Origin of the sequence: uncultured Hymenobacter sp. (assembly GCF_964243305.1) — a bacterium.
Lineage (GTDB): Bacteria > Bacteroidota > Bacteroidia > Cytophagales > Hymenobacteraceae > Hymenobacter.
In genome coordinates, this window is record NZ_CAXTEF010000004.1 from 162 (window position 1) to 16,604 (window position 16,443).

Sequence of the window (16,443 nt, forward strand, 5' to 3'; positions counted from 1 at the left end):
CTAACTTGCCGGCCGTGCCGCTGCTTTTGCTTCGCTTCTCCCAAATCGACCTCGCCGCCTGGGATGCCTGCGTGGCGGCCAGCCCCAACCGCGGCGGGCTGCCGTATGCTTTTGCGTGGTATTTGCAAATCACGGCCGGCCGCTGGGATGCCGTGGTGGAGCCCGACGGGCGCGGCGGCTACCGCTCGGTGCTGGTGCTGCCGGTGCGTCGGCGGCCGTGGGGGCGCCAGGTCGTGCAGCCGCTTTTCACCCAGCAGCTCGGCCTGCTGCTAACCGCTGAAAGCCAGCACCGCGACCTGGCCGAGTATCTGGTCCTGGCTGTTTCCTACCCCCGCTTTTATACCCAGCTCGGCGCGGCCCAGCCCTGGCCGGCGCTGCCGCCGGCGCTGGGTTTTTCGCTCAGTGAGCGGCGCACGTATCACCTATCGCTGGCCCCGCTCTACCCTGCCCTGCTGGCCAACTACTGCGCCGACTACCGCCGCCGCCTGCGCCGCCTGCCCGGCCCGCTAGTTGGCGCCCCGCATGACGAGTTCAACTCACTTAATGAGCCCAATCCGGTGCGCGAAACCGCGTTCGCTGAAGCCATCATCAGCTTATTCCGCCAGCACAAAGGCGCTGAAATCGGAAGCCTGAAGCCGCGCCACTACCGCCTTTTGGCGCGCCTGATTGCCGGGTTGCAGCGCCACGGCCACGCGCTGCTGCTGGAGCTGCGTGCCCCCGAAACCGGCGAATTGCTGAGCGGCGCCGTGTTCGTGCGCCTGCCGGAAGTCATCATCTACCTGTTCTCCGCCACTTCCCCGGCGGGGCGGCAAGCGGCGGGCCCGCTGCGCCTGCTCGACCACGTTATTCAGCAGCACGCGGGCACGCCGGGCCTGGTGCTCGACTTCGAGGGTAGTATGCTGCCCGGCGTTGCCCGATTTTTCGCCAACTTCGGGGCCGCGCCCGTGCCTTACGCGGCCCTTACTTCCACCCGCCCACCCCGGCTTCGCCTGCTAAAATGGATGCGTCCCTGACTTCTGAATCTGCCGCCGCGACGGCCGGAATCCCTACCCCCCCTGCCGCCGCCAACCCCGCCGCCGACGACGCCCGGCTGCACATCGTCTGCGCCGAGCCCAGCATTGCCAACCATTTCCTGGCCGAGCTGCGCGACAAGGAGATTCAGAAGGACAGCCTGCGCTTCCGCCGCAACCTCCAGCGGCTGGGTGAAATCATCGCCTACCGCATTAGCGCCCACCTCAGCTACACCGACCAAACCGTGCAGACGCCGCTGGCCGCCGCCACCGGCAAGCTCCTGCACGACTTCCCGGTGCTGGCCACGGTGCTGCGCGCGGGCCTGCCGTTTCACCAGGGCTTTCTCAATTATTTCGACCAGTCGCCCAGCGCCTTCGTGGCCGCCTACCGCATCGAGGGCACGGCCCAGGTGCAGGTGCAGGTCGATTACCTCTCGGCGCCGCGCCTCGATGAGCGGGTGCTGATTCTGGCCGACCCGATGCTGGCCACCGGCAAAAGCCTCGTGCAGACGTACCGCGCCATGCTGCGCTTCGGTTTGCCGCGGCAGGTGCACATCGCGGCCGTCATTGCCTCGCCCGAAGGGCTGGACTACGTGCGGCGCGAAATTCCCGAAGCCACGCTCTGGGTGGCCGCCGTCGATGAAAAGCTCAACGAGCAGGCCTACATCGTGCCCGGCCTCGGCGATGCCGGCGACTTGGCATTCGGCTCCAAGATTTAAGTGGGAGCTTAGGATAAAAAGGCGGTCATGCAGAGCGCAGCGAAGCATCTCGCGTGCAGCAGTAATCTAATCGTTGCAAAAGCTGATTACTTCCCCGAGCGAGATGCTTCGCTGCGCTCTGCATGACCGTCCTTTTCCTACCACACAGCTTCACTACCACCAACACAACCGGTACCTTTACCAGCCCTACCCCCACTTCCGAAACCAACCGCCCGCCGTGCTGCCCCAGCTTGCCAAATACGCATCCGTATTCCTGATAAGCATGGTCAAGTTCGTGGGCGGACCGCTGGCGGGCGCCTCGCTGGGCCTGGGCTTCGCCGAAACGCTAGGCCTGACGGTGGCCGGCATGATGACGACGGTTATCCTGCTCTCGGGCGTCGGGCGGCGCTGGGTGCGCCACCGGCAGCAGCAGCGCCGCCTGCGCCACGAGAAGGTTTTTTCACGCCGCTCGCGCACCATCGTGCGCGTGTTTCAGCGCTTCGGGATGCCCGGTCTGGCCCTGTTCACACCCATTCTGTTCACGCCCATCGGCGGCACCGTCGTGGCTACGCTGCTGGGCGTGCCGCGCCCGCGCATCTTGCTGCACATGCTCTGGAGCGCCCTGCTCTGGGGCGTCACACTCACCTTGCTCAGCGACGAACTGGCGCACTGGCTTCACCGGTAGGAGCAGGCTGGGCCCGTGCCGCCTGCGCCGGGGAAGCGGTCCGGTCCGACGGCTTTTTCAGCTGTCCGACTGGTTGAAAGGCGCGCCGCTTGCTGGTTGTTATCAGGAACAGCCTTGCCGAATTAGCATCCCGAATCGTGCAAGCTGGCCTCACGACCACTGGTCGGACGCCTCCGGCGTCGGACCGGACCGCCTCCCCGGCGCAGGCGGCGCTACCGGCCAGGCTACCGGCCGCGCCGCTTCAGGGCCTTGGCGCCGGGCGCCGAGGCGCCTTTCTTGCCGGGGTGGGCCTTGCTGCCCTTGCGGCTTTTGGTGCGGCCGGCCACGAACACCTTGCCCGTCCGCTTGTCAATCGTCTCGCCGGGCTTAATCCACTCTTTCTTCTCGTGAAAGGCGCCCTGAAACGAAGGGTCGAGCTTGCGGCGGCGCTCGTCCAGCTCGCGGCCCATCGCCTGCTGCTCCTCAAAGGGCGTCTCCTCGACCTTCACCTCCGCGGGCAGGGGTAGGGATTCAATCTTCTGATTAATCAGCTGCTCAATCTCGCCCACGTGCACCATCTCGGCCTCGTTGGCGAAGGTGATGGCGGCGCCCGTGTGCAAGGCTCGCCCGGTGCGCCCGATGCGGTGCACGTAGTCGTCGTGAATCAGCGGCACGTCGAAGTTGATGACGTGGCTGACCTGCGGCACGTCGATGCCGCGGGCGGCCACATCAGTGGCTACCAGGTAGCGCACTTCGCCGGCGCGAAAGGCGTCCATGCTGTTCATGCGCGCGTTCTGACCTTTGTTACCGTGAATCACACGCACCTCGCCGGCCGGCGCCTTGCGCTCCAGAAAGTGCGCCACCTGGTCGGCGTGCTCCTTGGTGCGGGCGAAGAGCAGCACCCGCGTCATCGTATCCTGATTGGTGTGCAAGAGGTGATGCAGCAGGTTGATTTTGGTGAGCAGGTTGGGCGTTTGATACAGCGTCTGCGACACCGTGGAGGCGGTTTGGGCGGGCGGCGTGACTTCCACGCGCACCGGAAACTCCAGGAATTCCTCGCTCAGCAACGTCACGCGCTCCGGCATCGTGGCCGAGAACAGCACGTTTTGCCGCTTGCGCGGAATCACCTCCAGGATGCGCCGAATCTGCGGCATGAAGCCCATGTCCATCATCTTATCCGCCTCGTCCAGCACCAAAGTTTTCAGCTCCTTGAGCACCAAATCACCCTTCAGATAAATCTCCATCAGCCGGCCCGGCGTGGCAATGAGAATATCCAAGCCTTTAGCAATGGCCTCAATCTGCGACTTCGGCCCCAGTCCGCCGTAGATGGCCAGCAGGCGCAAATCGGTGTGCGCAGCCAGCTTTTGCAGGTGCGTTTCAATCTGAATCGCCAACTCGCGGGTCGGCGCCAGGATGAGGGCGCGCGGGTGCTGGCCCTGCGCGTACTTCACCTTCATGAGCAGCGGCAGGCCGAAGGCGGCGGTTTTGCCGGTGCCGGTCTGGGCGATGCCCAGCACGTCGTGGCCGGCCAGCAAGAGCGGAATAGTTTGGATTTGAACGGGCGTGGGATCAGTGAATCCGGCCTCAGCGACGGCGGTAAGTAGCTGTTTATTAAGCTTGAAGTCAGCGAAGGAAGGCGCGGCGGGAGTTTCGGGAGTCATGGGGCAAAGGTACGGCGCGCCGTAGCGTGGACTCTGCGAGTCCGCGCGTGGGCGGATTAGTTAGGCTGACGTTCGGATATCGTTCCCGCGCGGACTCGCAGAGTCCACGCTACTGCCCCACGAACTTTTCTTGCCCATTCCGGCTTCCTTTTCTATCTTTGCGCCAGCAAAACCAAACCTGGTAGATATAGCTCAGCTGGTTAGAGCGTCGGATTGTGATTCCGAAGGTCGTGGGTTCGAGCCCCATTATTTACCCTTATTTACTGCCTGAAAAGTCCCCGGAAAAGCTTCCGGGGACTTTTTTTATGGTCGGCGCCGTTGTGCCGCCAATTCGCATTTTCCTACCCCCTCTTTTCCCCAGCACTTATAGAGATGAGCTTACTCATTATCGGTTCCGTGGCCTTCGACATCCTGGAAACGCCTTTCGGCAAGACCGACAAAATCCTCGGCGGCGCGGCGCCCTTCATTGGCCTTGCCGCTTCCTACTCGGTAAAGCCCGTGAACCTGGTGGCCGTGGTGGGCGATGATTTTCCGCAAGCCGATATTTTGCTGTTGCAAGAGCACGGCGTTGACACCGAAGGCCTGCAAATCCGGGCCGGCGAAAAGTCGTTTTCCTGGTCGGGCAAATATTCGCAGGACCTGAGCACCCGCGAAACCATCGCCACGGAGCTGAACGTGCTGGCCGATTTCGACCCGGTTATCCCGCATTCCTACCTCGACTGCAAGTACCTGATGCTCGGCAACTTGTCGCCACAGGTGCAGCGCCTCGTCATTCAGCGCCTTGTCAACCGGCCCAAGCTGATTGTGATGGACACGATGAACTTCTGGATGGACAGCGCGCTGGAAGAGCTGAAAACCACGATTGAGATGGTCGACGTGCTTTGCATCAACGACGAGGAAGCCCGCCAGCTTTCGGGCGAGCACTCGCTGGTGAAAGCGGCCAAGAGCATCATGGCGCTCGGCCCCAAGTTCCTGATTATCAAGAAGGGCGAGCACGGCGCGCTGCTCTTTCACAAGCACAAGGTGTTCTACGCCCCGGCCCTGCCCCTGGAAGAAGTATTCGACCCCACGGGGGCCGGCGACACCTTCGCCGGCGGCTTCATCGGCTACCTGGCCGCCACCGACGACAACAGCTTCGAGAACATGAAGCGCGCCGTGATTCACGGCTCGGCGATGGCCTCGTTCTGCGTCGAGAAGTTCGGCACCGAGCGGCTGCTGCATCTGAGCCCGGAGGAAATCGAGGCCCGCGAAGCCCAGTTTGCCGACCTCGTGCGGGTGCTGCCCGAAACGGCCATCGCCAACGTGCCGGCCGTTTAGGGTTGGGCTGAAGAAGAGGGGTAGGGAATTGGCGGGTGGCAACCCTTTGGCGGCCGTGCGGGTACAAGGCAGCATCCGTTCACCTTATCTATCCCGCGCCATGTCTCTCAAGAACATTCCCCTCGACCTCAGCGAAGAAACTTCGGGCCAGACCAATTCCAAGAACCAGCCTAAAGGCGACGGCGACTCATCGGAAGTGCAGAACCTGAATCAGAATCACCTCACCGAGCAGGGCAACGAAACCAAGGGCAGCACGCCCGGCGGCAACTTCAACGAGGTGCGCCACACCCAGACCAACAAGCCCCGCAGCAATCCGCAAGGCAACGCCCCGATGTCGCAGGACAAGACGAACGCCGAGAAAGGCCCCGGCAGCCACGCTGATTAAGTTTTTAGCGACTTACAAAAAGCCCCGCTGGATGTTCCAGCGGGGTTTTTCGTTGTATGCCCACCAACCAACGCTGGCGCCAGGGCGGCATCTCTCACCGATTGGCAGGCCGTGGGCCGTGAAAAACGGCCCGCGCCATTCTTACACTTCGGCGTCGGAGAACACGTCGGTCCAGTCCATAGCCAGGCCGGGCAGCGTGTGGCAGGGAATGGCGCCCGGGCCGGCGTACTCGCCCACGAGGCGGTAGCGGCCCGAAGCCTCGTCGCGCACGAAGGCGGCCAGGCTGCTTTCCTGCGGCGTGACTATCCAGTATTCGCCCACTTCGTTTTCCTCGTAGAGGTCGAACTTGTCCTTCCAGTCGCGGGCGGCCGTGCCGGGCGACGTAACCTCAATGATGAGGTCCGGGGCGCCGAGGCAGCCCCGGCGCTCAATCTTAGCTGGGTCGCAGATGACGCAGATGTCGGGCTGCACCACGGTGTGGATGGCCGTGTCGGCAGGACGGGGCGAGGTGCCGCGCTTTATCAGGCGCACGTCGTAGGGAGCGATACGCACCTGACAGGCGTGCCGCCGCAAATGGGCTTTGAGCAGGAAGTGCAGCTCTCCCACGAGCGCCTGATGCTGGTCGGTAGGGGCGCTCATGCGGCGCATGACCTTGCCGCGCAGCAGCTCCACCAGCTCCGTGAACTGCCAGCTCAGGTAGTCGGCGTAGGTGTAGGTGCCGTTGGGGTCGAGGTCGGCGGCGGAAGTGATGAGGATGGCCATAAGTTAAAAATACGCCCCCGACCGGCAGCGTGACTATATGTACACGCTCGACAGCCTGTTTACGAGCCCTGTGTCGGGTCGAACTGCCACCCGCACGCCCTCAGACGGACTGGTAGATTTTGGCATACCGATGCTGCGGACTTGCCCAGCTTCATGGGCGACATTACAGGTACGCTGGCAGTATCCTATGCGGCGTGGGACAACCCTGACCTGCAAAAAGTTGCTACGCTGAATGATATTGTGGAGCTAGAATACCTCATTACCTCGTCCCATAATGACTTAGCATCCGATGCCGAAGGCTTTGGCTACTACGACTTGTGGAAGAATGTCTTTCGAGGTCGGCAGGAGGTAACGCTCTCCGAGCTATTAACCCGCTACTACTCCCCCAATTTTACCACCCATACGTATCGGCAGCGCTGGAAGAGCTTTTGCGAAATGCAAAAATTCATTATTCCCGCTGTGGAGTTGAATAAGTATAAATGAGTGCCTGACATAACTGATAGGCAATCTTCTTTTATGGTAGCACTCAGAAACAGAGCAATAAATTATTATACGTTTGGCTACTTTGCGGAAGCTGGCCTTGGAAGGCGATTTGCGCTCGGTCTTTTTACGACAACTCGTGGCTACTTCATACGCCCTACTGAGCCGCCAACCTTAGCCCCGGAACATATTGACCTGGTTCTGGGAAACGCTTTAACGCAAGTCAAGAGCCTACTTATTGCTGAAAACTCATGTCAATTAAGCTCCTAAAAGCCTTTACCGGGCGCAAATCCTTCTGGTTTGTGGTGGTCCTCGTGGTCGCAGGTCTGTTCTTCGCTATCAGTTTATTGCCCTAGTTACTCGTAGCTACGGAGGAAAAGGCGCGGCGTCAGGGTGCCCCCGACTACGGCGTATTGCATCTGCGCGGCCTGTTAGCCCTGCAACTCCTGGTAGAAGCGGGCATCGGTTATGGCCTGCTGCGCTATCTGCCGCGCACGGGGAGCTTCTATCTCGGATTACGGGTGATCGTGGTGGGGCTGCTGGTGGTGGCCTTTTTACTCTGGGCGCTATGGCTGGTAGGGAGCTTTGTGTTTACGGGCCTCGGCCCGAACCCCGAGGGCTTATTTGGGTAGGTTAGCCGCTCGCCCGAGCTCCTGCGTCCCACGTGTTTTTTCTACTTTCTTTTTAGTGCGTTACGTTATGACGTCATGACGTCAAATTCTTATCCTCGTCTTTCCAATCTATCCAATTTCAATCAGTTACCCACTGGATTGCAAATGTTGCAGCCGGCGGCCAATGCGGCGTTTGGTGTGCTAGAAAAGGTGCATTATCGCAATTTGCTGGTGCAGCTAGGCAGCAGTGCATCCTCACTTGCGGAACCACAACTAATCCGCTTTAGTCGTTAAAATCAGTTAAATCAGTAGATTAAAACTCCCAGCCCAGCCACCTGGCAAACCCCGTCCGCTGCGCCGCGTCGGCCTCGGCCAGCTTGGCAACCTCGTATTTGGGGCCGAAGCTCTCGCCTTCCTGCGCGGCCAGGGTCACGGTCAGCAGTCGGTTTTGGCGAAACACGCTGACCTCATACTGCGCGGCGCCGCTGGAAAGCAGGCTTTGCAGGTTCATGGTTACACGGCGGCCGTTGACGGCAATCAGCTCGTCATCTACCGTCAGGGCCGCGGCGGCGGGCGAGTTGGGCCAGATGTAGCTGACTTCGGTGCGCTCGTTTTTCAGCACCGTGCGGAAGCCGAACTGCCCTTCCGAGGCCGACACGTTTTCGCTGCTAATAAGCTGGCAGCCCACTTTGCGCAGCGCGTTTTGCAACGGCTCGATGAGCGGCGCGGTGCCGTCGATGAACTGGTCGAAATAGCGCTTCATGTCGCGCCCGGCCACTTCGCTCACCAGGCGCTGGTAGTCGGCCTCGGTGTAGCCGACGCCGGTTTTGCCGAACTCCTCGTACAAGCGGCGCATCACGTCATCGAGGCTGCGGGCATGGCCGGAAAGCTGCCGCAAGGTCAAATCAAGCAGCAGCGCGGCCAGCGCGCCTTTGTGGTATACCGACACTTTGCGGTCGGGCACGCCGGGCCGGTAGCCGTCGAGCCAGAGGTCCATGCTGGCGTCGGCCAGCGACAGATTGTCGCCGCCCGCGTCGTCAAAATGCTTGCGCAGCACGGCGTTCAGCTCCTCAAAATACTGGTCCGGCGTGCGCACCTGACTGCGCGCCAGCAGATATTCGCCGTAGTAGGTCGTGATACCCTCGGCGATGTAGCAGGTGCGGAAGTAGTTTTCGCGACTGTAATCATACGGCTGCAGCTCGGCCGGCCGGATGCTCTTGATGTTCCAGGTGTGAAACAGCTCGTGGCAGCTCACGCCCAGCAGCTCCTTATACAGGCCGTCGCTCATCAGCAGCTCGGCCGGGCCCAGCACAATCACGGTCGAGTTGGCGTGCTCGACGCCGTGGTAGTGCTTGTAGGGCAGAAACTGGTTCAGGAAGTGGTAGTCCTTGACCGGCAGTGAGCCGAATAGCTTGAGCTGCGCCTCGGTGAAGGCCTGAAAATCGGCCAGCAGAATGTCCCAGTTCAGCACCGCTTCCTCGCCCTGCGCCCAGACGTGAAAGCGCCTACCCCCCGCCTCATACTCAAAGTGCTCAAGTGTCGGGCTGGCAATGAGCGGCGAATCCGCCAGCTGGTCGAAGTTCTGAGCCGTGAGCACGTGCGGGCTGGTCTCGGGCAGGCCGCAGGCTATCTGCCAGTTATCCGGCAAGGCCAGCTCCAGCGTGCATTCCTCATCCTCGCGGCCCACGACGTACAGCAGCGCCTGCACCGGGTTCAGATACAGCTGCGACGCATCGAGCCAGGAGCCGCCGGCATCCATCTGGTGCGCGTAGAAGTTGTAGCTGACCTTGAGCTGCTTGCCGGCCGCGTCGGCCACTTCCCAGCGGTCCTTGGTTGTCTTGCGGGGGGGTAGGGATAGGCCCGTGGCCGCGTCCGTAACGACGACTTTCTGGATTTTCTGCGCGAAGTTTTGCAGCTCGTAGCGGCCGGGCCGCCAAGCGGGCAGCTGCAAGGCCAGCGGCGCGGGCGCCTCGGCCGGCACGTCGAGCGTAAGCTGAATTTGCAGGTAAAAAGTAAGCGGATTGTCAAAAGAGACGTGGTACTGAATCATCGGGCAAAGCAGAGTTAGAGTAGAGTTAAGGCGCAGAAGCTACAAGGGTACTTACAGTTTTGTACGTGAAAAAAGGCAATTCAAACACGTATCCTGAGTGCCTTCTAAGTCAGCGCGTTCAGATTATTTGCACGGCTTAATCGAAACCCGTACCTTTGCCGGCCCAACTCGAATCCCGACTTTTCGCTTTATCCCGATGAAACGCACCTACCAACCCTCGCAGCGCAAGCGCCGCAACAAGCACGGCTTCCGCTCGCGCATGGAAACCGTCAACGGCCGCAGCGTGCTGGCCCGCCGCCGCGCCAAAGGCCGCAAGCGCCTCACCGTCAGCGATGAAGGCCGCCACAAGCGCTAGAGTTTAGTACTTGGTTGTTGGTGCTTAGTGCTTGGTGATATCACTAAGCAGTTTTTGTATATGCCAAGCACCAAGCACCAAGCACCAAGCACCAGAAGACACACCTTCCCGAAAGAGGAACACCTGTGCCGCAAGAAGCTCATCGACGAGCTTTTCAGCGGCCGGGGTTCCTCTTTTGGCGTTTATCCCCTGCGCCTCATCTGGCTCCCGGCCGCGGCGCCCGGCCCGGGTCCCCCGCAGGTGCTCATCAGCGTCAGCAAGCGCACTTTCAAGCGGGCCGTGGACCGCAACTACCTCAAGCGCCTCATCCGCGAGGCCTACCGGCTGAATAAATACCGGCTGCTGGAAGCGCCGGGCGGGCATCCGGTGGCCGTTTTGGGCATCTTATACACCGGCAAGGAGCAGGCTCCGCTGGCCCTTGTGCAGAAAAAATTAATTTCCGGGTTTCAGCGTTTGCTGGCCGAATCAGATGCGCAACCTACGGCCTAGGTTTGGTATCTTCACGGCAGGTTATTGGTCGCAAGGAATACGCGCAAACAGGCGGTCATGCTGAGCTTGCGAAGCACCTGGCGTGCAGCAGTAATCTGGATGGCTGAACAATGATTGAATTAGTGCTGCACGCCAGATGCTTCGCAAGCTCAGCATGACGTTCTAACTGCCCCCGCCGCCGACCCAAATTAATCAGCTATTCGATATATGAACCGCAAGAAGCTCCTCCCCCTGCTGGCCCTGACCGGCGCCTCGCTCTTCGCCTTTCGCCCGGCCGGCGACAACGAGCGCTTCTTCGAAATTGCCAAAAACCTGGACATTTTCGTCACCCTCTTCAAGGAGGTGAACACGTATTACGTGGACGAAATCACGCCCGCCAAGCTGGTCAAGACCGGGATTGATGCCATGCTCAAATCCCTGGACCCATACACGAACTACATCCCCGAGGACGATATTGAGGACTACCGCACCCTCACCACGGGGCAGTACGGCGGTATCGGCATCTCGACGCCCGTTAAGCGCGGCGGCAAGATGGTGGTGCGCACTGTGTATGAGGGCTACCCGGCGCAGAAAGCGGGCCTGCTCCCCGGCGACGAAATCATCAGCATCAACGGCGTCAGCATCGAGAAAAAGTCGGACGCCGACGTGAGCAAGATGCTCAAGGGGCAGGCGCAGTCGGTGGTAAAGCTCGCCGTCACGCGCTACGGGCAGGACAAGCCGGTGGAACTGACCATTACTCGCGACCGAATCCAGGTAGAAAATGTGCCCTACGTAGGCATGATTTCGCCGGAAATCGGTTACTTCCGCCTGGGAGGATTCACCGTCGATGCGGGCCGTGAGGTGCGTGCCGCCGTGGCCAAGCTTAAGGAGCAGGGCGCCAAGAAGCTGGTGTTTGATATTCGCGGCAACCCCGGCGGCTTGCTCAATGAGGCCGTGAACGTGTCCAACCTCTTCATCGACAAGGGCCTGGACGTGGTGAGCACCAAGGGCAAGGTCACGGAGTGGAACAAGACCTACAAAGCGCTCGACACGCCTTTGGACACCCAGATTCCGATTGCTATCGTGACCAGCAACCGCTCGGCGTCGGCCTCGGAAATCGTGTCGGGCGTGCTTCAGGACTACGACCGGGCCGTGGTGGTGGGCGAGCGCACCTTCGGCAAGGGGCTGGTGCAGGCCACGCGCCCGCTGAGCTACAACTCGCAGCTCAAGGTGACGACCGCCAAATACTACATTCCCAGCGGGCGCTGCATCCAGGAAATCGACTACGCCCACCGCGCCGAGGATGGCGGCCTGACCAAGTTTCCCGATTCCTTGCGCACGGCCTTCAAAACCCAGGCCGGCCGCACCGTGTATGACGGCGGCGGCGTGGCCCCCGACGTGGACGTACCGGACCGCGAAATTGCCGACATCACCCGCGTGCTGCTCCAGAAAAGCTACCTTTTTGACTTCGCCACGCGCTACCGCGCCGAGCACGCCAGCATCGCGCCGGCCCGTGAGTTCAAGCTCGCCGAAGCCGACTACCAGAAGTTCATCGCCTATCTGCAAGGCAAAAACGTGAGCTACAGCACCGACGCCGAAAAAGTCCTGGCCGACCTCACCAAAAAGGTGAAGGAAGAAAAGCACTACGACGACGTGAAGGCCGAGCTGGAAGCCATGCGCCGCAAAGTCAGCACCAACAAAAGCAACGACCTCGTGCGCTTCAAGCCCGAAATTAAGGAGCTACTGGAGCAGGAAATCGTGTCGCGCTACTACTTCGAGAAAGGCCGCACCGAAGCCGGTTTCGATGATGACCCCAACATCCTGGCCGCCGTGCGGGTGCTCAACGACCCCAACCAGTACGCGGCGCTGCTCAAGCCCACGGGTCACGCGGCGAGTTCAAGGAAGTCGGCAGGAGTAGGGAAGTAGGCATTGCTACATTTCTGCCACCCCTCATTTTCAGCTTAATTTATATGACCGCTGACCAATGTCTCGACCAGCTCGAACCGCTCGTTGCGCAAGTACTGGCAGTTTCGGACCGCCACACGGCCCAACTCAAGCAACTGGTGAATTTTGCTATTCAGCAAAGCGAGAATATGGATTTCGTTTTGCGGACTTTACTAGAAGTGAAAGAGCAGTTGCAAATTATGAATGAGAAGCAGCAGACTCTAGACAGCAAACAACAAATGATAGATGGAAAGCTGCAAACAATAGAGGATAGGCAGCAGGGCATGGACACCAAGCTTGACCGGATTCTCGGCTTGCTTGGCGGGAGCGGCAAATAGAATTGGTGCATCACTGTTGTCCATCGTTACATCTCACTATTCAAACCCACGAGCCACACGGCCAGCGCGCGCAAGTCGGCGGGAACACCGAAGTAGGTAAGTGAATATTTGATAGTTCGATTTATGAAGCTGTATCACATCGGACTGTTGTATATTCTGCTTTTGTGCGAAGCATGTTCAACTCAATCGAAGCAGAATCTACCAACTGCTCAAGTCAAGGTGCCAATCGATTCACTCGCATGGATTGATACAGTTAGATTCAATAACAAATTGACGGACAGACAGCAAAAGCTAGTCTACCTCGTTCGAAATAATGAAGAAGACTACGAAAAACTGAAAGACACAAACAGAGTCGCGTTGCGCTTTTTTTGGTGGCGGGCTTTTAATCCCTATGTAGTAGTCCGTGTCGAAAATCGACCTCAGATATATGATTCCAGCGGTGTGCGCAAACTTTATCAAGAATGGTTCGCGCTTTATAAAGAAGACATCACTCAGCTTAACGATGATTGCCCAGTCCGCAAGGAGAATAAATGCTTTGGCAAGCCTTTTCCATTTGTGCATCAACAACAGGTCGCTATTTTACCATTAAATGAGACTACAGCAATTATTAATAAGCTGAACACCATTGGTTTTTGGCAGATGAAGCCTGAATATAATCGTGGTATACACACTGACGGCTCTAACTGGATTTTAGAAGTCTATTACAAAGGCCGCTATAAGCAAGTCGAGGTTGATTTGTCAGCGCACCCCGTGAAGGATGTGTGCCTGGAGATGTTAAGGTTGACTGGGAAAAAGCTGGACCCAAAAGAGATTTACTAAGTAATCCTATTCATTATAAAAATTACCGCGCGTCCCTACTTTCACTATTTCGACCAACAGCACGGCGTCGAAGATGGAATACAACACGCGGTAGTCGCCCACGCGAATCCGGTAGCCTTCGCGGCCTTTCAGCTTCAGATAACCATACGGGCGCGGGTTATCGGACAGCATTGCAATTTCAGTTTTTACTTGTTGGGCAATTTTAAGCGGCAGTTTCTTGAATTGCTTGGCAGCTTGCGGCGAAAATTCAACTCGGTATCGTTTGGGCGCGGGCGGTTCCTGATTGGGTTTGGGTGGGCGCTTCACGTAGGGCTAGGTAAGCTTGGCTTGGTGTAACGCCTCGTACTCCGCCATTACCTGCTCGAAGGGGATGCCCTTTTCCGCGGCAATACTTTCAAGATATTCGGCGCGAGCTGCGTCAAACTCTCGCGCCTCAAACTCTTCTTCCTGCTCCTCTATTTTCTGCACAATGCGCCATTTGATTGCGCCGGGCAGCGCATTGAAAAGAGCCATGAACGCTTCGGCTGTTGTTTCGATTGTGGCTTTCGGTAGCTTTTTGGCGCGGGCAGGCTTGGACGGCGCTGCCTCGGCGGCGGGTTTGGCGGCTGGGGCGCGGCGGCGTGGGGCGGCGGGTTGAGGAGCGGCGGTTTCCATGAGAAAGAGCGGGAATAAGCGGAGTAACCAAAGTTACTTCGGGCCTGGGGTAAATCCCTACCCCCTCGCGTTGGTCATGCTGAGCCTGCGAAGCATCCTCTCGCCGGGGAACGAAGCTAGAACAGTTAATTACTGCGTCGTCCCAAGGTGATAAGATGCTTCGCAGGCTCAGCATGACCAACGCGAGGGGGTAGGGAGTTCAAATGAAAAGTCTCTAAATTCCTGTTAACCAATCTTCACAGCGCGGTGTCCATCACCTCGTCCCCATCATCAGCCATCGTTTTAGCTAGCTTTTCGATGTTGAGGCTGCGGGCGGAGGCGTCGAATATCTCGCGGTAGGTGCCGCGGCGGGCGTACAGCTCATCGTGGGTGCCGCGTTCGACCATCCGGCCCTTTTTCATCACGAAAATGCAGTCCGAGTCCACGATTTGGGCGAGGCTGTGGGAAATGATGACCACGGTGCGGCCCTGCTTGATGGCGTCGAGCGAGTTCTTGATTTGCTCGGTGGCGATGGCGTCGAGGCTGGCGGTGGGCTCGTCGAGGAAAATGATGGGCGGGTTTTTCAAGAACAGCCGCGCGATAGCGATACGCTGTTGCTGGCCGCCAGAAAGCTGCTGGGCATCCGATTGGTACTGGCGGGGCAGGTCCAGAATCTGGTCGTGCAGGTAGGCCTGTTTGGCGGCGGCTTCGATGTCGGCCTGGGTGGCGGTGAAGTCGCCGTAGCGGATGTTTTCCTCGATGGTGCCCTTGAAGATGTGGTTTTTCTGGAGCACGAGGCCGATGCGCTGGCGCAGGGCCTGGGTGTCGTAGTCGGCCAGGGGTAGGCCGTCGAGCAACATCGTGCCTTCGTCGGGGGCGTAGAACTTGCAGAGCAGGTTGATGAGCGTGCTTTTGCCGGCGCCGCTCAGGCCGACCAGGGCGGTGGTTTTGCCCGCCTCAATAGTCAGGCAAACGTCGTGCAGCGCGGGCGTGCCGCCAGGGTACGTGAAATCGACATTGTAAATCTCGAACGTGCCGCGCACCTGGCCGGGCGCCAGCGGGCCGGTTTTTTCGGCCGCGTCGTCGGCGTCGAGGATGGCGAAAAAGCCTTCGGAATACGTCAGGGCCTCGTTCATCTCGTCGTAGATGCGGTGGAGCTGGCGGATGGGCGCCGAGACGTTGTTGAAAAGCAGGATGTGGAACATGATGGCGCCAATGGAAATCTGGCGGTCGAGCACGAGGTAGGCCGTGAGCACGATGATGACGACCACGCCGATTTGCTCGACGAAGGTTTTGAGGCCGTCGTAGCGGAAGTTGGTTTTGCGCGTCACGAGCTGGGCCTGCACTAGCTTGGCCTGGGTGTCGGCCTGCTTTTCGCCCTCGTAGGCTTCGCGCACGAAGCTTTTGATGACCACGATGGAGTCGATAATGCTGATGAGGCCGTGGTTTTTCTGCTCACGTAGGCGTTGCAAGCCGCGCCGCACGCCTTGCAGCCGGTCGGCTTGCCGGAAGCTGAGCCAGAAATACACCGGCAGCACGGCCAGCGCGACCATCCCGACCCACTTGTTGGCCACGAACATGATGACCAGCGCCACGATGGCGTTGGCGAAGAGGGGTAGGATGTCGATGAAGAAGTTCTGGACGAGCTTCATCAGGCTTTCCACGCCGCGGTCGATGCGGGTCTGGAGCTTGCCGGTCTGGTTTTCCTCGCTCGTGAAAAAGCCCAGCTCGTAGCTCAGCAGCCGGCTGACAGCGGTTTGGGAGAGCGTGCTGGAGACGTTGATGCGGATTTTCTCACCAAAATACTTCTGGCCGAAGGTGATGAAGGTGTTAATGATTTCCTTGCCCAGCAGGATGCCGCTCACGATGCCTAGCATCCGCCAGCCGGCGGCCAGCCCCAGCCCGCGGTCGAGCAGGCTCTGCACGTGGTCCACGATGTAGCGCAAGACGAACGGGTTGACCTGCGCGGCCAGCGAGCCGACCAGCGTGAGCAGCAGCGTGGCGACGACCAGCGGGCGGTAGGGCCGCACGAAAGGCAGCAGGCGTTGGATGATTTGCCAGAGGCTCATATCGGCGGCGAGGGGGGTAGGGAAGGCAGCGCGGGTTAGACGGGCGGGGTATGATGGAGGTTGTTGGCGCGGGGGAACCTCACCCCCCTACCCCCTCTCCAAAAAAGAGGGGGCGCCGGTCATGCGCAGCCAGAGCCATAAGTGAATAGCCATAAGTGACTTGTGACTCGGCTGCTCAT

18 protein-coding genes and 1 tRNA gene are annotated in these 16,443 nt (G+C 59.6%); 13 read left to right on the forward strand and 6 right to left on the reverse strand.

The features are described from left to right. From ACFE70_RS03795 to ACFE70_RS03805, 3 genes are all read left to right on the forward strand, one after another. Nucleotides 1-1,013: GNAT family N-acetyltransferase (locus tag ACFE70_RS03795; RefSeq protein WP_375416388.1), on the forward strand; the 1,013-nt coding region annotated here is incomplete at its 5' end. Next, nucleotides 998-1,729 (forward strand): uracil phosphoribosyltransferase, encoded by a 732-nt coding sequence (upp, locus tag ACFE70_RS03800; protein ID WP_375416389.1) that lies wholly within the window; start codon nt 998-1,000, stop codon nt 1,727-1,729. The genes ACFE70_RS03795 and upp, both read left to right, overlap by 16 nt. Before the next feature lie 217 nt (nt 1,730-1,946). Beyond that, nucleotides 1,947-2,393, forward strand: coding sequence for a hypothetical protein (locus ACFE70_RS03805; RefSeq protein ID WP_375416390.1), 447 nt, complete (start codon nt 1,947-1,949; stop codon nt 2,391-2,393). Nucleotides 2,394-2,617: 224 nt separating this feature from the next. On the opposite strand, the gene ACFE70_RS03810 is transcribed toward ACFE70_RS03805, so the two are convergent. After that, nucleotides 2,618-4,033 (reverse strand): DEAD/DEAH box helicase, encoded by a 1,416-nt coding sequence (locus ACFE70_RS03810; RefSeq protein WP_375416391.1) that lies wholly within the window; start codon nt 4,031-4,033, stop codon nt 2,618-2,620. A 181-nt stretch (nt 4,034-4,214) separates the two neighbouring features. On the opposite strand from ACFE70_RS03810, the gene ACFE70_RS03815 reads away from it, so the two are divergent. The 3 genes from ACFE70_RS03815 (at nt 4,215) to ACFE70_RS03825 (ending at nt 5,735) form a co-directional block, all read left to right on the forward strand. Further along, nucleotides 4,215-4,288 (forward strand) — tRNA-His (locus ACFE70_RS03815). 117 nt (nt 4,289-4,405) lie between these two features. Further along, nucleotides 4,406-5,350: a PfkB family carbohydrate kinase gene (locus ACFE70_RS03820; RefSeq protein WP_375416392.1), complete on the forward strand. Its 945-nt coding sequence runs from the start codon at nt 4,406-4,408 to the stop codon at nt 5,348-5,350. Between the two features lie 100 nt (nt 5,351-5,450). After that, nucleotides 5,451-5,735, forward strand: a complete 285-nt coding sequence (locus ACFE70_RS03825; protein ID WP_375416393.1) for a hypothetical protein — start codon at nt 5,451-5,453, stop codon at nt 5,733-5,735. Between the two features lie 141 nt (nt 5,736-5,876). Here the strand turns inward: ACFE70_RS03825 and ACFE70_RS03830 are convergent, their stop codons facing one another. Further along, nucleotides 5,877-6,497 carry a Uma2 family endonuclease gene (locus tag ACFE70_RS03830; protein WP_375416394.1) on the reverse strand — a complete coding sequence of 207 codons (621 nt, stop codon included), beginning with the start codon at nt 6,495-6,497 and terminating at the stop codon, nt 5,877-5,879. Nucleotides 6,498-6,650: 153 nt separating this feature from the next. Between ACFE70_RS03830 and ACFE70_RS03835 the strand changes: the two genes are divergently transcribed. Both ACFE70_RS03835 and ACFE70_RS03840 read left to right on the forward strand, forming a co-directional pair. Further along, the gene (locus tag ACFE70_RS03835; protein ID WP_375416395.1) at nt 6,651-6,980 is read left to right on the forward strand and encodes a hypothetical protein; all 330 of its coding nucleotides are present in this window, start codon (nt 6,651-6,653) and stop codon (nt 6,978-6,980) included. A gap of 410 nt (nt 6,981-7,390) precedes the next feature. Further along, nucleotides 7,391-7,609 carry a hypothetical protein gene (locus tag ACFE70_RS03840; protein WP_375416396.1) on the forward strand — a complete coding sequence of 73 codons (219 nt, stop codon included), beginning with the start codon at nt 7,391-7,393 and terminating at the stop codon, nt 7,607-7,609. 292 nt (nt 7,610-7,901) lie between these two features. Here the strand turns inward: ACFE70_RS03840 and ACFE70_RS03845 are convergent, their stop codons facing one another. After that, nucleotides 7,902-9,638 (reverse strand): M61 family metallopeptidase, encoded by a 1,737-nt coding sequence (locus tag ACFE70_RS03845; RefSeq protein ID WP_375416397.1) that lies wholly within the window; start codon nt 9,636-9,638, stop codon nt 7,902-7,904. Nucleotides 9,639-9,834: 196 nt separating this feature from the next. On the opposite strand from ACFE70_RS03845, the gene rpmH reads away from it, so the two are divergent. From rpmH to ACFE70_RS03870, 5 genes are all read left to right on the forward strand, one after another. After that, complete coding sequence (gene rpmH / locus ACFE70_RS03850) at nt 9,835-9,993, forward strand: 50S ribosomal protein L34 (protein ID WP_375416398.1); 159 nt, start codon at nt 9,835-9,837, stop codon at nt 9,991-9,993. A gap of 60 nt (nt 9,994-10,053) precedes the next feature. Continuing rightward, complete coding sequence (locus ACFE70_RS03855) at nt 10,054-10,482, forward strand: ribonuclease P protein component (RefSeq protein WP_375416399.1); 429 nt, start codon at nt 10,054-10,056, stop codon at nt 10,480-10,482. Between the two features lie 207 nt (nt 10,483-10,689). Then, a complete protein-coding gene (locus ACFE70_RS03860; RefSeq protein WP_375416400.1) occupies nt 10,690-12,387 on the forward strand; it encodes a S41 family peptidase in 1,698 nt (565 codons plus the stop codon). A 44-nt stretch (nt 12,388-12,431) separates the two neighbouring features. Continuing rightward, on the forward strand, nt 12,432-12,743 hold the full coding sequence (locus ACFE70_RS03865; protein WP_375416401.1) for a hypothetical protein: 312 nt from the start codon (nt 12,432-12,434) through the stop codon (nt 12,741-12,743). A gap of 123 nt (nt 12,744-12,866) precedes the next feature. Next, nucleotides 12,867-13,562 carry a hypothetical protein gene (locus ACFE70_RS03870; RefSeq protein WP_375416402.1) on the forward strand — a complete coding sequence of 232 codons (696 nt, stop codon included), beginning with the start codon at nt 12,867-12,869 and terminating at the stop codon, nt 13,560-13,562. A 6-nt stretch (nt 13,563-13,568) separates the two neighbouring features. On the opposite strand, the gene ACFE70_RS03875 is transcribed toward ACFE70_RS03870, so the two are convergent. The 3 genes from ACFE70_RS03875 to ACFE70_RS03885 form a co-directional block, all read right to left on the reverse strand. After that, entirely contained in the window at nt 13,569-13,868 is a 300-nt protein-coding gene (locus tag ACFE70_RS03875) for a type II toxin-antitoxin system RelE/ParE family toxin (protein WP_375416403.1), read from the reverse strand. A gap of 6 nt (nt 13,869-13,874) precedes the next feature. Beyond that, nucleotides 13,875-14,216 (reverse strand): hypothetical protein, encoded by a 342-nt coding sequence (locus tag ACFE70_RS03880; protein ID WP_375416404.1) that lies wholly within the window; start codon nt 14,214-14,216, stop codon nt 13,875-13,877. A 236-nt stretch (nt 14,217-14,452) separates the two neighbouring features. Further along, entirely contained in the window at nt 14,453-16,264 is a 1,812-nt protein-coding gene (locus ACFE70_RS03885; RefSeq protein WP_375416405.1) for an ABC transporter ATP-binding protein, read from the reverse strand. Nucleotides 16,265-16,443 lie beyond the last annotated feature (179 nt).